Below are 14,770 nucleotides of genomic sequence, written 5' to 3'. Positions count from 1 at the left end.
AGTGCATCGCTTCGAGCGCCTCAGCCTTGACCGCGATCGAGCGCGTCCGCGAAATCCCCGGTCTCGAAGTTGCGACAACTCCCGTCGACAATACTCCGATCCCAAAGCTATCCAAGGCGGATGCGGTCGTGAGACGTGCCGGGATGCCCTGCTGCAGCGCGTGAGGCCGAAGTCGGCGCTGGCGGCCGACGGATCATGGGGTCAGACAAAATCGCAAGTAATTTCAATTGTGTATGAGTTCGCAATTGTATTCCGGGGTGGCCCACCCCGGACATGCTGCAGGGTCGCATCGAGGTCGGCGCGGGCTTACGCTGCGACCAGGACCGGTTGCGCCGGCCGCCGGGTGATCGTCAGTGACAGCACGGCCGCGACGATGCCGGTTATGCCTGCGATCATGAAGGCCTGCAGATAATCGCCCTGGGCCGAGCGCATGAAGCCCGCGAAGAACGCGGCGCAGGCGGCGCCGAGTTGATGGCCGGCGACCACCCAGCCGAACACCAGCGGTGCGTTCTTGTCGCCGAACGCTTCGTTGGCGATGCGCACGGTCGGCGGCACGGTCGCGATCCAGTCGAGACCATAGAACACCGCGAATACCGACAGGCTGACCAGCGAGAAATCCGAGTAGGGCAGGTAGATCAGCGACAGGCCGCGCAGCCCGTAATAGAAGAACAGCAGCTTGCGCGGATCGAAACGGTCGGTGAGCCAGCCCGACAAGGTGGTGCCGAACAGGTCGAAGAACCCCATCAGCGCGAGCAGGCTCGCAGCCTGCACCTCGACGATGCCATGGTCGCCGCAGAACGCGATCAGATGGGTGCCGACCAGCCCGTTGGTGGTGAAGCCGCAGATGAAGAAGGTGGCAAACAGGAACCAGAACGCCCGCGTCTTCGCGGCGCGCGCGAGGTTTGACAACGCGGCGGTGAACGGGTTGCCCTCAGCCTTCGGCGCGGCATGATCCTCGTGCGGGCTGCCGAACGAGCGCAGGCCGACCGAGGCGGGCCGCTCCGGCACCAGGAAATACACCAGCGGGATCAGCGCCGCGCAGCACGCGGCCACCGTCAGCACCACCGGCTTCCAGCCACCCCATTCCACCAGCGCCGCGAGGCCCGGCATGAAGATCAGCGTGCCGGTCGCGGTCGACGCCGTCAAAAGCCCCATGACGAGGCCGCGATTGGTGGTGAACCAGCGATTGACGATGGTGGCGCCGAGCACGTTGGCGACCGCGCCCGAGCCGATGCCGGAGAGCAGTCCCCAGCTCATGAACAATTGCCACGGCGCGGTCATGAAAGTGCTGGCGCCGGTCGAGGCCGACATCAGCACCAGCGCGCCCAGCACCGTGCGGCGGATGCCGAAGCGCTGCATCACGGCCGCCGCGAACGGGCCCGCGAGGCCATAGAGGAAGATGCCGACCGCGGCCGACGACGAGATCACGCCGACATCCCAGCCGAACGCCTTTTGCAGCGGCAGCATCAGCACGCCCGGCGTTGAGCGCAGGCCGGCTGACGCGAGCAGCGCGAGGAAGATCACGGCGACGACGACGAAAGCGTAGTTCTGGCCGAACGGCCGTCTCGACACGGGGGCGGGTTGAATGGAGGCATCGGGCATGTTACTTACCGGTACGTGTTGCGATGCGGCATGTATACGTACCGGTCAGTAACATTGTCAAGCGTGCCCAGCGCAAAACTGGAGGGAGCCGTCATGAAGAAGACCGTCGCGCCGTCTGCGGAACGCCCCGCGCGCGCCGCCGACCGGATCCGCGCCTCCGCGCGCGAGCTGTTCTATCGCGAGGGCATCCGCGCGGTCGGCGTCGATGAAGTGGTCGACCGGGCCGGCGTCACCAAGCCGAGCCTCTATCGCAGCTTCGCATCCAAGGACGATCTCGCCGCCGCCTATATGCGCGATTACGACCTGGCCTTCTGGGAGGAATTCGAGAAGCCCGGCGGCAAATCCTATTCAGATGCGCGCGAGCACGTGCTCGCCTACATTCGTGACCTGTCGACGCGCGCGGTGCGCAAGGGCTATCGCGGCTGCGGCCTCAGCAATGCGACCGTAGAATATCCGGCGCGGGACAATCCCGCGCGGCAGGTCGCCGAAGCCCACAAGAAAAGTGTTTCGCAAGCGCCTGCGCGAGCTCGCAGCCGGCATGGGCGCGCGTCACCCCGCCGTGCTCGGCGATGCGCTGCTGCTGCTGATCGAAGGCATCTACGTCACCGGCCAGCAGTCGGAAGACGGACCGGCGCAGTCGGCGCTGACGGTTGCGAAGCTGCTGATCGATGCAAGCGTGGCGAAGGGGTGAGGGTGAGCGACTTGCTTGCTTCACCTCTCCCCAGCGGGGAGAGGTCGATTTGCGAAGCAAATCGGGTGAGGGGGCACAGCTCCAACGAGAGACCGTAGCCCCTCACCCGGCGCTGCGCGCCGACCTCTCCCCGCTGGGGAGAGGTGAGCCTCCGCTGCCGATGAAGCAACTGGCCGCTTCACGACCAGCGTCGAAACACCAGGCTGGCGTTGACGCCGCCAAATCCGAAACCGTTCGAGATCGCGTGTTCGATCGGCATCGGCCGCGCGACGTTCGCGACAAGGTCGATGCCCTGCGCCGCCGGATCGGCGTTCTCCTGGTTGAGGGTGGGCGGCGCGACCTGATCGCGCAGCGCCAGGATCGTGAAGATCGCCTCGACGCCGCCGGCCGCGCCAAGCAGATGTCCCGTCGCCGACTTGGTCGCGCTGACGGCAACGCGCCCCTGACGCCCGAACACGCGCTTGATGGCCTCCAATTCGCTGAGATCGCCGACCGGCGTCGATGTCGAATGCGCGTTGAGATGCTGGATCTGGTCGGGCCGCAACCCCGCCTGCCGCAGCGCCGCCTCCATGGCGCGCCGGGCGCCGTCGCCGTCTTCGGGACCCGCGGTGATGTGATAGGCGTCCGCCGTCGTGCCGTAGCCGACGAGCTCGGCGATCGGCCTGGCGCCGCGCCGCAGCGCGTGGTCGAGCTCCTCGATGACGAGCACGCCCGCGCCTTCGCCCATCACAAAACCGTCCCGGTCGCGGTCGAACGGCCGCGAGGCCCGGGCCGGCGTGTCGTTGAACGACGTCGAAAGCGCCCGCGCCGCCGCAAAGCCGCCGAGGCTCACGGGATCGATGCAGGCCTCCGCGCCGCCGCAGATCGCAATGTCGGCCTCGCCGGATCTGATCAGGCGCGCGGCATCGCCGATCGCCTGCACGCTCGCTGCGCAGGCGGTCACCGGCGCGCCGATCGGACCCTTGAAGCCGTATCGGATGCTGATGTGCCCGGCCGCGAGATTGGCCAGGAAGGAGGGAACGGTGAACGGCGACAGCCGGCGCAGCCCGCTCGTCTCCGCGGTGCGCACGGCGTCCGCGATCGCGGGAAACCCGCCGATGCCGGATGCGATCACGGTCGCGGTGCGCTCCTGCGCAAGCGCCTCGGCCGGCATCCAGCCGGCCTGCGCCACGGCTTCCGCCGCGGCCAGCAGCGCGAACAGGATGAATCGGTCCATCTTCTTCTGGTCCTTGCGCGGCGCCGCGGAATCGGGATCGAACCCGCCCTCGGCATCGGCGGCCTTGCTAGGGACCTGTCCCGCGACGCGCCCCGGCAGTGCGGCCGCCCACTCCGGCAATGCCGTAAGCCCGGAATGCCCCGCCAGCAGCCTCGACCAGACCAATTCGGTGCCACAGCCCAGCGGGGACACCGTCCCCAGGCCCGTCACAACAATTCGCCGCATGGTTCTCCTGTCGCGCCCTTCGTGCGAACCGGCATGGCCGGGACGCACAAGTGCCCGGGCGTCGGGTTGTTATATGATGAAGATCATCTATTGGCTCGACCGCCCGTACGTCAAGGTGTTGACTTCCGTCTCATGCTGCCTTCGTCGAGCGGTTAGGACGCGGCCCTTCAGAGCTGAAATCGCAAATGTCGTGACGGCGCTGGGCCATATCAACAACGTCGTGGTAAAGGCCCATTTTCCGGACGAAGATGGAGAGGGGTCGGACACATGACGCAGCGCCTAGATTCGTGCACGGTCTCCGCAGCTAATCACTTCATCCCCTCCAGCACCTTCCGCACGTCCCCCAACAACGCCCGCATCTGCCTCCGCTCTTCGATCGCATCTTTGGTGAACAAGCCGTGCTTGCGCGCGTTCCTGTTTGCCCTTGGCGCGCCGGAGCCCTCGGCGCCGCCGTGCATGCGGCAGCGCGTCCTGCCGCGCACCGCCGGCGCGCGGCACGAACCGCCGCAGCGGGTTTTGGCGCCACAGCGCGGGCTCGCCAGCATCGGGCCGGCCGTGCCGCTGTGACCGCTCATGCCTGCGCGTCCTGCCTGGCATCGGCGCAATCATGCCGTCGCCTGGAGCCCGCGGGCCTCACTGCTCGCGCCGCGGGTGCCGGCGGCTTGTCCGAGACGATCACGTTCGCATGCTGGGTGACGTTGCCGACGATGGCGTTGCCGCCGTCCTCCACCTTCACGTTCTGCACGGTGATGGCGGGTTCGCGCTGGCTGCAGTAGCGGGTCAGCGCGTCGATCTGTGCGGGAAACGTGCGGGTGAGCGGGCCGAGCGCCCGCGCGGCGCTGTCGTGTTGGGCGAGGTCGTCGGCATGCGCGAGGTGATGGGCGCAGCGCATCGCCATCACATGAACCGAAGCCATCTGCGCCACCAGCATGGCCTCGACGGAATCCCGTGGGCCAATGCTCTTCACCATCGAGATCATGAAGGCGAGATTGACCTTGCAGGCCTTGCCGCCGTTCACGCTGGCCTTGACCAATTGCCGCAGGATGCCCTCCATCGCGTCGCGATCGGCTACGCCCAGTGCGTTCGCCATCAGCTGTTCGCCGAGCTTCGGGTCAGGATGGTCGATGGCGTATCCGCGCGGCGAGAGTTTGATCCGCGGGGCTGTGGCAGCCGGGGTCTGATCGGTTGCGGCCGCCGTCGTCGGCACGGTGATGTCAGGTGCAGTGGTCATGTCGGGTGTCCCTGGAACGCGCGCGGCGCGCGCGCAGGCGATCGCTCGCTGCGGGCGCCGGTGCGATGTCAGTTGTGTGGAGGGGTTGGTCGCAAGCGCACCCGGCGCGCCCGCTGGTGCGGGCGAGGGGGGGTGTTTTTGCACGATTTCGGAATATTGGAAAAATACCCCTGAGTTGCCCGACGTGTCAAGTTACCTCATCGAACGCTGGCCGCCGCCCGCTCCTTTGCATGGGGTTGTTTTCGATATTTTGGCGACGGGCCCTGCGGCGGGGCGTTCCGGCAACATCACCCGCAGTCATGCCGGCAAGGCACGGGGCGATAACCGGCCAGCGGGTACCGCGCGCCGATCGGATCATTATACTGGCCGGAGCGTCGCGGCCGGCGCGGCCTGACCGCCGGCCTGCGGATCAAGGACACTCGATGAGCGAAACCGAATGAGCGAAACCATTGGCTACCCCGATCCCGGCCTCGATCTGTCCGATGATTTCAAGCCGCATACCTCGCATTGGGGCGTGTTCTCGGCGCGGCTCGGCAAGGCAGGTCTCGAAGTCCGGCCCTATGGCGGCGATCCCGATCCGAACCGCATCATCAACAACTTCCCCGGCGCGCTGCGCCACCAGGCGCGCATCGCGCAGCCGGCGATCCGCCGCGGCTGGCTCGAGCGCGGTCCCGGGCCGGACGATCGGCGCGGCCGCGACGAATTCGTCCCGGTCAGCTGGGAGCAGGCGCTCGACCTGCTCGGCGGCGAGCTTGCGCGGATCCGCGACACGGTCGGTCCCGGCGCGGTGTTCGGCGGCTCCTACGGCTGGTCGAGCGCGGGCCGCTTTCACCACGCGCAGAGCCAGGTGCATCGCTTCCTCAACATCGCACTCGGCGGCTATGTCCGTTCGGTGAACAGCTATTCCTCGGGCGCGTCCTCGGTGCTGCTGCCGCAGATCCTTGGCGGCTACGAGGACATCACCAAGCGCAACGTCACCTGGGAGCAGATCGCCGCCGAGACCGACATCGTGCTGGCGTTCGGCGGCATGGCGCTGAAGAACTCGATGGTGGCGGGCGGCTCGATCAGCAAGCATGTCGAGCGCGGCGCCATGGAAGCGGCGCGGCGGCGCGGCTGCCGGTTCATCCTGGTCAGTCCGCGCTGCGTGACGATCTGCCGGTCGAGGCCGGCGCCGAATGGATGACGGCCACGCCCGGCACCGACACCGCGCTGATGCTCGGCATCGTCCACACCCTGGTCAGCGAAGGCCTGCACGATCAGGCCTTCCTCGATCGCTACACCGAGGGCTGGCCGGTGTTCCTGCGCTATCTGACCGGCGAGAGCGACGGTGTGCCCAGGAGCGCCGAGTGGGCCGCCGCGATCTGCGGCATCGATGCCGACACCATCAAGACGCTGGCGCGGCGGCTCGCCGGGCGTCGCGCGCTGATCACCGTGTCGCACTCATTGCAGCGCGCCGAGCATGGCGAGCAGCCGGTGTGGATGGGCATGGTGCTGGCGGCAGCCCTCGGCCAGATCGGCCTGCCCGGCGGCGGCTATGCCTATTCGCTCGGCGCGATCGGCTATTACGGCCGCCGCGTCAATGCCGTGCCTGGACCGACGCTCGGGCAGGGCCGCAACGGCGTCGCCGACTTCATTCCGGTGGCGCGCATCGCCGACATGCTGCTCAATCCCGGCACCGCCTATCGCTACAATGGCGAGACGCGGACCTATCCGGATATCCGCCTGGTCTATTGGGCGGGCGGCAATCCGTTCCACCATCACCAAGATCTCAATCGCCTGCGCAAGGCGTTTGCGAAGCTCGACACGCTGGTGGTGCATGAACTGGCCTGGACCGCCACCGCGCGCCACGCCGACATCGTGCTGCCCTCGACCATGACGCTGGAGCGCGAAGACATCGGCTATTCCAGCAACGATCCCTTGATGGTCGCGATGCACCGGATCGCCGAGCCGTTCGGCCTCGCCCGCGACGACTACGAGATCTTCGCCGATCTCGCCGAGCGGCTTGGCGCCCGCGAGCCCTTCACCGAAGGGCGCACGTCGCGGCAATGGCTGGAACATCTCTACGAGCCGACCCGCAAGGCGCTCGCCGCGCGCGGGCTGGAGGCGCCTAGTTTCGAGGAATTCTGGCAACGCGGCAGCCTGGTGGTGCCGCAACATCTCGACGACGGCGGCTCGCTGCGCCGCTTCCGCGAGGACCCGGTGGCGCGGCCGTTGCCGACGCCGAGCGGGCGCATCGAGATCTTCTCGCAGAAGATCGCTAGCCACGGCGACGCGGACTGCCCGGGCCATCCGGTCTGGCTCGCGAAGACCGACACGCCGACATCAGGTGCGCCGTGCTTTCTCGTCGCCAACCAGCCGGTGACGCGCCTGCACAGCCAGCTCGACTTCGGCGGGCACTCGCAGGAGGCCAAGCATCGCGGCCGCGAGGTCGCGCGCATGAACCCGCGCGATGCCAAGGCGCGCGGCATCGCCGACGGCGACATCATCCGCATCTTCAATGCGCGCGGCGCCTGCCTCGCCGCGGTGCATGTCACCGACGGCATCGCGCCCGGCGTGGTGCAGCTGCCGACCGGCGCCTGGTATGACCCGATGGACCCCGAGGAGGAGGCGCCGCTCTGCGTGCATGGCAATCCGAATGTGCTGACCCGTGACATCGGCACGTCATCCTTCGCGCAGGGCTGCACCGGCCAGCTCACGACCGTCGAGGTCGAGCGCTTCAACGGCAATCTGCCGCCGATCCGGGCGTTCGATCCGGCGTAACCGGGGGGCACGATCGATCACGAACAAATCATCGATGGGCGCTGGATGGCGCCCAGCCGTTCGGCTACGGCATCACGAAGCCGCCCCTGAGTTCTGGATTTGCCGAGATGCACCTGAAAGCCCTGTTTCACCTTGCCGTTGCTGCAACCGTCGTGCTCGGCGCGCCGAGCGCATTGGCGCAATCGGCCGCCGAGCCGGCCTATGGACCGGAGTTGCAGGGCTTCGACTATCCCTATCCGGTCGAGCATTATCGCTTCAGCTCGCAGGAGCAGGAGCTCGACATGGCCTATCTCGACGTCAAGCCGGCCACGCCGAACGGCCAGACCGCGGTGCTGCTGCACGGCAAGAATTTCTGTGCCGCGACCTGGGACGGCACCATCAAGGCGCTCAGCGGCGCCGGCTATCGCGTGATCGCGATGGACCAGATCGGCTTCTGCAAATCCTCCAAGCCGGAGCGCTATCAGTTCACCTTCCAGCAGCTCGCCGGCAACAGCCGCGCGTTGCTCGCCTCGCTCGGAATCGCGCATGCGATCATGGTCGGCCACTCGACCGGCGGCATGCTGGCGATGCGCTATGCGCTGATGTATCCGGACGCCACCGACCGTCTGGTGCTGGTCGATCCGATCGGGCTTGAGGACTGGAAGGTCAAGGGCGTGCCGTGGCTCAGCCTCGACGGCTGGATGCAGCGCGAGACGCGCGTCACCGCGGACAGCATCCGCACCTATGAGCGCGCCACCTATTACGCCGACACCTGGGATCCGTCCTACGAGACCTGGGTGCAGATGCTGGCCGGCATGTATCGCGGGGAGGGCCGCGCCGCCGTGGCATCGAGCTCGGCGCGGCTCTACGACATGATCGCGACCCAGCCGGTGTTCTACGAGTTCGAGCAGATCAAGCCGCCGACGCTGCTGTTCGTTGGCGACAAGGACACCACCGCGATCGGCAAGGACACCGCGCCGCCCGAGATCCGCAAGACGCTCGGCAATTATCCGGTGCTGGGCAAGGCGGCCGCCAAGCGAATTCCACATGCCCAGCTGATCGAATTCCCGGACCTCGGCCATTCGCCGCAGATCCAGGCGCCGGAGCGCTTCCACGCGGCGCTGCTCGGCTGGTTGCAGAATCCGGAGACGGGCGCGACGCTGGTCAAATAAGGGGCGGTGGGACAAGCGGACGACATCATGACGATAGCCGAATTGGTCAGTGTGTTCACGGTGGATGGGGAGGGCGGCAATCCCTGTCCGATCGTGGTCGATGCAAGCGGCATGAGCGCGTCCGAGATGCAGGACGTTGCCCGCCGTCATGGTCACGAATCCGGGTTTGTATTGCCGGCGCAGAGCGACGATTTCGACGCCACGTTCCGTTTCTTCGTCCCGAACCACACGAAATGGAGATGTGCGGCCACGCCACCATCGGTGCGCTTTGGCTGCTGGCGCGCCATGGAAAGCTGCCGGGCGATACGGTCCGGATCTCGACGCGCAGCGGTCCTGTCACCGGCTTCATCAGCCGGGATCGCAACGGCGAGCCCCGTGTCGAGATCACCCAGCCGGCCGGAAAGACTGTTCCGCTGACCGCAAGTCAAAGCGATGACGTGCTTCAGGCGCTCGCGGTCGGGTCGGATGCGATCGGCCGGGCTGCGCCCCGCAATGCGGTCACATCGCGGATCAAGACCCTGATTCCGATGCGCTCTCCGGAGGCGCTGAACGCGCTGGATCCCGCCGCCGAGGCCGTCGAAGCGGTCTGCGGCCGGATCGGATCGACCGGGCTCTATCCGTTCGCGGTGATCGACCGCGAGGCGCGCCTGTTCGAGGCGCGGCAATTCCCGCGCTCGTCCGGCTATCGCGAGGATGCCGCAACCGGCATTGCGGCCGCGGCGCTGGCATTCGGCCTGCTCGAAAACGGCCTGATCGCTCCGAACGACGCGGAGATTCGCATCCTGCAGGGCAGGGCGATGGGGCGTCTGTCGGAGATTCGCGTCCGCATCGGTTTCGCCGGCGGCCGTCCGGTCGGCTGCCTGCTCGGCGGCAATGTCGCGTTGATGGCTGCGCCGTCACACTGAAGCGGGCTGATCTCTAGGTCGATTCAGCGGCGCGCTTGGCCCGTTCCTGCGCCCGTGCATGCACGGGCGACGATTTCCGCGCGCCGGGGCCGGGATGCACGTGGACGGACTTGGCCGTCAGCGGCTCGCCGCATTCCGAGCAGACCATGACGGGATCGAACATCTTGTTGCAGGTCTTGTGTTCGTGCAGCATCGGACGGCCGCGCGCATCGACCATGTGGACGTTGCCCCAGTGCACGATCGACATGATGATCGGATAGAGGTCGAGACCCTTCTGCGTCAGGATGTATTCGTAGCGCTTCGGCGCTTCCTGATAGGGGATCTTTGCGCAGCACGCCGAACCGCACCAGCTTCTTCAGCCGGTCGGCGAGCAGATGCCGTGTGATTCCGAGCGATGCCTGGAAGTCATCGAACCGTCGGATGCGCAGGAAACATTCGCGCAGGATCAACAAGCTCCAGCGGTCGCCGATCACAGCGACGGTGCGGGCCAGCGAGCACGGCTCCTCTTCGAGGGTATCCCATTTCATCGGCGTCTCCTGCGATCTGCGACGGCATCGCACAGAAAATTCTAAAACAGAACTGACGTCATTTCAATAGGATGCCCAGCCAATGGCTGCCGCACAGTCATTGGATGACAAATATCATATTGACAGTTCTAAAATAGAACTTATGGTCCGGGCCACGATCAACCGGCGGCAACAGGCGATTGCCGCCAAACGAAGGGAAGGGCGTTCCATGGCTGCTCCGCTCAAGGTCGAATTCCATTTCGATTTTGGAAGCCCGAACGCCTATCTCGCCGAGCTCGCGCTGCCGGGGATCGAGAAGCGCACCGGCGTCACGTTCGAGTACATCCCGGTGCTGCTCGGCGGCGTCTACAAGGCGACCGGCAACATGTCGCCCGGCGAGTCGCTGCGCGGGATCAAGAACAAGCCCGAATACAACGCGCTCGAGACCGAGCGCTTCCTGCGCCGCCACAACGTCACGAAGTTCACCATGAACCCGTTCTTTCCGGTGAATACGCTGGCGCTGATGCGCGGCGCGGTGGCCGCGCAGTTCGAGGGCGTGTTCGAGCCCTATTTCCGGGCGGCCTACAACCACATGTGGGTTGAACCCAAGAAGATGGACGACCCGCAGGTCTTCCGCGAGGCATTCCTGTCCTCGGATATCGACATCGATCGTCTGATCACCCGCGCCCAGCAGGATGACGTCAAGAAGAAACTGATCGACAACACCAGCGACGCGGTCGCGCGCGGCTCGTTCGGATCGCCGACTTTCTATGTCGGCAGCGAGATCTTCTTCGGCAAGGACAAGGTGCGCGAAGTCGAGGAAGAGATCGTCGCGCAGCTGGCTGCGGGGCAGCGCAAGACCGCCTGAGCGGAAGATTCCTCAACACACAAGCCCAAAGGGCAGCGACAGGGAGGTTTGAGTGCAGGCGCCGATCCGGATTATCGAAGGAAGTGTGGAAGGCTTGCCGAACCGCCTCCACGAGGTGATCGATCATCACGTCGCGGCGACGCCGGATCATCCGGCGCTGATCGACGACAAGGGGCGGCTGACCTATCGCGAGCTCGATCGAACGGTCGGCCGTGTCGCCGAGGCATTGCAGGCGCTGGGCATCCGCGCCGGCGACCGCATGATGATCGTGAGCGAGAATTCGATTCCGCTGGCCTGCCTGCTGCTGGCGGCGAGCCGGCTCGATGTCTGGTCAATCGTGGTCAATCCGCGGCTGTCGCCGCGGGAGCTGGATCAGATCAGGGATCACAGCGGCGCCCGCCGTGTGTTGCTGACCGCCGATGTATCCCAAGAGGCGGCCGTGCATGCTGCACGCTATGAGGCTGTCGTGCAGGATGTCGGCCCGCTCCGCGGCGTTGCCGTCACCGGCCTGAACTTAGCAACCACGGCCGAGCCGGTCGAGCCCGACGGCGCAAACCAGGTCGCGGTCCTGATCTACACGTCCGGCACCACCGGTGCGCCGAAGGGCGTGATGCTGACCCATCGCAATCTGCTGTTCAGCGCCCGGGGTACCGCGGGCTTCCGCAAGATGGCGGCCGACGACGTGCAATATTGCGTGCTGCCGATCTCGCATATCGTCGGCATCTCGCTGCTGACGATGACCTTGATGGTCGGCGCCACCGTGCGCCTGGTCGCCAAGTACGATCCGGCCGCGCTGGTCAAGGCGATGACCGAGGAAGGCATCACGATCCTGAACGGTGTGCCCGCCACCTATCAGCGCCTGCTCGAATACCGGCGCAATGCCGGCCTGCCGAAGCTCGATCGTGGCCGGCTGCGGGTGATCTCGGTGGCCGGCGCGCCGCTGGACCTCGAGCTTAAATCCCGGGTCGAGCAGGAGCTCGGGCTGCCGCTGCTGAATGGCTATGGCATCACCGAATGTTCGCCCGGCATCTCCGGCGTGCGGCCCGATAACCCGCGTGCCGACCACGCGGTCGGCACCGTGATGCCGGGCCTCGAAGCAAAACTGGTCGGCCGCGATCTCAAGCCGGTTGCACCGGGTGAGGTCGGCGAGCTGCATGTTCGCGGTCCTAACGTGATGCGCGGCTACTACCGCGCGCCTGATCTGACCGCCAAGGCAATCGATCCCGACGGCTGGTTCAACACCGGCGATCTAGCGCGTTTCGAGAATGATGTCCTCTACATCGTCGGGCGTACCAAGGAGATGATCATCCGCTCCGGGTTCAACGTCTATCCGGCCGAGATCGAGGCGGTGCTGAGTACGCACGACGCCGTTGTGCAGTGCGCCGTGGTCGGCCGGCCCGTCGAGGGCAATGAGGAGGTCATCGCCTTTGTGCAGTTGATCAAGGGTTCGACCGCCACCGTGCAGGACCTGATGGCCCACATTGCCCCGCAACTCACCTCGTACAAGCGCCCGTCGGAGATTATCCTGATGGATGCGCTGCCCGCGACATCGACGGGCAAGCTGCTGAAGCACAAGCTGGCGGAGTCGCTGCGCAGCTGAGGCTGAGCCGACGCCGCAAGCCAGTTCACTCAAACACGACCGGAGTACACCATGCAGAAGAGAAACAAGACGGTGGCCGTCATTGGTGCCGGTGATTTCATCGGCGGCGAGATCGCCAAGAAGTTCGCCTCCGAAGGCTTTACCATCTTCGCCGGCCGCCGCAACGGCGACAAGCTCGCGCCGCTGGTCAAGGAGATCGAGGCCGCCGGCGGCGAGATTCACGCGCGCTCGCTCGACGCGCGCAAGGAGGAGGAGATCATCTCCTTCCTCAACGACGCCGACAAGCATGCGCCGCTGGAGGTCTGCATCTTCAACATCGGCGCCAATGTCAATTTTCCGATCCTGGAGACCACCGAGCGCGTGTTCCGCAAGGTCTGGGAGATGGCCTGCTATTCCGGCTTCCTGGCGGGGCGCGAGGCGGCGCGGCTGATGACGGCGCGCGGCGAGGGAAACATCTTCTTCACCGGCGCGACCGCGTCGCTGCGCGGCGGCAGCGGTTATGCCGCGTTTGCCAGCGCCAAGTTCGGCCTGCGCGCCGTGGCGCAGGCGATGGCGCGCGAGCTCGGACCGAAGAACATCCACGTTGCGCATCTGATCATCGATTCCGGCGTCGACACCGAATGGGTGCGGCAGCGTCGCATCGAGGCGCTCGGCCCGAACGCGCTCGACGATCCCGATCTGTTGATGCCACCAGCTTCGGTCGCCACGTCTTACTGGCAGCTCTACCAGCAGCCGAAGAGCGCCTGGACCTTCGAGCTGGAAATCCGGCCCTTCGGCGAGAAGTGGTAGGGAGCATCACAGATGGAGCTCGCGCTATCTCCTGAAGACGCGGCGTTTCGCGACGAAGTCCGTGCCTTCATTAAGGACAACTACCCGGCGGAGATGCGCGTTCCCAATCCGGAGACCGATCTCTCCAAGGAGCAGATGCTGCTGTGGCATCGCATCCTGCACAACAAGGGCTGGATCGCGCCGCTCTGGCCCAAGGAATATGGCGGGCCCGGCTGGTCGATTACCCGCCGGTTCATTTTCGAGCAGGAGACGACGCGCGCCGGCACGATGCCGCCGCTGGCGTTCAGCGTCACCATGGTCGGCCCCGTCATCTACACGTTCGGCAACGCCGCGCAGAAGGCGAAGTTCTTGCCGCGCATCCTGTCCGGCGAGGACTGGTGGTGCCAGGGCTATTCGGAGCCGGGCTCCGGCTCCGACCTCGCCACCGTTCGCACCAAGGCGGTGCGCGACGGTGACCACTATATCGTCAACGGCCACAAGACGTGGACCACGCTGGCGCAGCACGCCGACTGGATCTTCTGCCTGGTCCGCACCGATCCCACGGCCAAGCCGCAGTCCGGCATCTCGTTTCTCTTGATCGACATGAAGTCGCCGGGCGTGACGGTGCGCCCGATCATCACCATCGACGGTTCGCACGAGGTCAACGACGTCTTCCTGGAGGATGTCCGCGTTCCCGTCGAGAACCTGATCGGTGAGGAAAACAAGGGCTGGACCTACGCGAAATTCCTGCTCGGCAATGAACGCACCAGCATGGCCGGCATCGGCCGCTCGACGCGCTACATCGCGCGGCTGAAGAAGATCGTGAAGGCCGAGATTCCCGAGGACGATCCGGCGCATCTGGAGTTCCTCCGGGACATCGCCCGCGTCGAGCTCGACGTGCTGGCGCTGGAGGCGACCGAGCTTCGGGTCGTCGCCCAGATGGCGCGCGGCATCGATCCGGGGCCGGCGGCCTCGCTGTTCAAGATCCGCGGCACCGAGATCTTCCAGGACATCACCGAGCTGGCGCATCGGGCGATCGGCAATGACGGGCTTGCGATCCGCGAGCATCCGGTCAGCGCCAATCACTTCATGCCGGGTCCGGACTACGGCCACACGGCATCGGAGAAATATCTCAATTCGCGCAAGCTCTCGATCTACGGCGGATCGAACGAGATCCAGCGCAACATCATCGCCAAGGCGGTGCTTGGTCTCTAGAGCATGGTGCTCAAACAAGGCGTTGGAGCGCA

The 14,770-nt window shown here is 66.1% G+C and carries 11 protein-coding genes and 4 pseudogenes; 10 read left to right on the top strand and 5 right to left on the bottom strand.

Annotation, left to right across the window (positions count from 1 at the left end; all coding sequences use genetic code 11):
- Positions 1 to 306 precede the first annotated feature (306 nt).
- The gene (locus ACVWW1_RS23030) at positions 307 to 1,602 is read right to left on the bottom strand and encodes an MFS transporter (protein ID WP_456657537.1); all 1,296 of its coding nucleotides are present in this window, start codon (positions 1,600 to 1,602) and stop codon (positions 307 to 309) included.
- A 30-nt stretch (positions 1,603 to 1,632) separates the two neighbouring features.
- Between ACVWW1_RS23030 and ACVWW1_RS23025 the strand changes: the two are divergent.
- A pseudogene (locus tag ACVWW1_RS23025) lies at positions 1,633 to 1,827 on the top strand (hypothetical protein); the annotation flags it as partial.
- A 277-nt stretch (positions 1,828 to 2,104) separates the two neighbouring features.
- The gene (locus tag ACVWW1_RS23020; protein ID WP_456657536.1) at positions 2,105 to 2,293 is read left to right on the top strand and encodes a hypothetical protein; all 189 of its coding nucleotides are present in this window, start codon (positions 2,105 to 2,107) and stop codon (positions 2,291 to 2,293) included.
- A gap of 178 nt (positions 2,294 to 2,471) precedes the next feature.
- Here ACVWW1_RS23020 and fabF read toward each other — a convergent pair whose 3' ends face one another.
- From fabF to ACVWW1_RS23005, 3 genes are all read right to left on the bottom strand, one after another.
- A complete protein-coding gene (fabF, locus tag ACVWW1_RS23015; RefSeq protein ID WP_456657535.1) occupies positions 2,472 to 3,734 on the bottom strand; it encodes a beta-ketoacyl-ACP synthase II in 1,263 nt (420 codons plus the stop codon).
- 308 nt (positions 3,735 to 4,042) lie between these two features.
- Positions 4,043 to 4,309: an HGGxSTG domain-containing protein gene (locus ACVWW1_RS23010; RefSeq protein ID WP_456657534.1), complete on the bottom strand. Its 267-nt coding sequence runs from the start codon at positions 4,307 to 4,309 to the stop codon at positions 4,043 to 4,045.
- Positions 4,306 to 4,965: a hypothetical protein gene (locus tag ACVWW1_RS23005; protein WP_456657533.1), complete on the bottom strand. Its 660-nt coding sequence runs from the start codon at positions 4,963 to 4,965 to the stop codon at positions 4,306 to 4,308. Before ACVWW1_RS23005 ends, ACVWW1_RS23010 begins: the two co-directional genes overlap by 4 nt.
- Before the next feature lie 436 nt (positions 4,966 to 5,401).
- Between ACVWW1_RS23005 and ACVWW1_RS23000 the strand changes: the two are divergent.
- The 4 genes and pseudogenes from ACVWW1_RS23000 (at position 5,402) to ACVWW1_RS22985 (ending at position 9,781) form a co-directional block, all read left to right on the top strand.
- Positions 5,402 to 7,725, top strand: a pseudogene (locus ACVWW1_RS23000) (molybdopterin guanine dinucleotide-containing S/N-oxide reductase).
- 107 nt (positions 7,726 to 7,832) lie between these two features.
- Positions 7,833 to 8,876: an alpha/beta fold hydrolase gene (locus ACVWW1_RS22995; protein WP_456657532.1), complete on the top strand. Its 1,044-nt coding sequence runs from the start codon at positions 7,833 to 7,835 to the stop codon at positions 8,874 to 8,876.
- Positions 8,877 to 8,903: 27 nt separating this feature from the next.
- Positions 8,904 to 9,044, top strand: a pseudogene (locus ACVWW1_RS22990) (phenazine biosynthesis protein PhzF); the annotation flags it as partial.
- Between the two features lie 71 nt (positions 9,045 to 9,115).
- A complete protein-coding gene (locus tag ACVWW1_RS22985; protein WP_456657531.1) occupies positions 9,116 to 9,781 on the top strand; it encodes a PhzF family phenazine biosynthesis protein in 666 nt (221 codons plus the stop codon).
- Positions 9,782 to 9,794: 13 nt separating this feature from the next.
- Here the strand turns inward: ACVWW1_RS22985 and ACVWW1_RS22980 are convergent.
- Positions 9,795 to 10,308 (bottom strand): annotated as a pseudogene (locus ACVWW1_RS22980) (winged helix-turn-helix transcriptional regulator).
- A gap of 208 nt (positions 10,309 to 10,516) precedes the next feature.
- Here ACVWW1_RS22980 and ACVWW1_RS22975 point away from each other — a divergent pair.
- The 4 genes from ACVWW1_RS22975 to ACVWW1_RS22960 are packed head-to-tail and all read left to right on the top strand — an operon-like array spanning position 10,517 to position 14,738.
- Positions 10,517 to 11,155, top strand: a complete 639-nt coding sequence (locus ACVWW1_RS22975) for a DsbA family protein (protein ID WP_456657530.1) — start codon at positions 10,517 to 10,519, stop codon at positions 11,153 to 11,155.
- 52 nt (positions 11,156 to 11,207) lie between these two features.
- Positions 11,208 to 12,755 carry a class I adenylate-forming enzyme family protein gene (locus ACVWW1_RS22970; RefSeq protein WP_456657529.1) on the top strand — a complete coding sequence of 516 codons (1,548 nt, stop codon included), beginning with the start codon at positions 11,208 to 11,210 and terminating at the stop codon, positions 12,753 to 12,755.
- Positions 12,756 to 12,806: 51 nt separating this feature from the next.
- Entirely contained in the window at positions 12,807 to 13,544 is a 738-nt protein-coding gene (locus ACVWW1_RS22965; protein ID WP_456657528.1) for an SDR family oxidoreductase, read from the top strand.
- 12 nt (positions 13,545 to 13,556) lie between these two features.
- Positions 13,557 to 14,738, top strand: coding sequence for an acyl-CoA dehydrogenase family protein (locus ACVWW1_RS22960; RefSeq protein ID WP_456657527.1), 1,182 nt, complete (start codon positions 13,557 to 13,559; stop codon positions 14,736 to 14,738).
- Positions 14,739 to 14,770: the final 32 nt, after the last annotated feature.

The sequence above is a fragment of the Bradyrhizobium sp. JR3.5 genome (assembly GCF_054057015.1).
The sequence above is the reverse complement of the archived record's forward strand: the minus strand, read 5'-3'. Positions and strand labels throughout refer to the sequence as shown.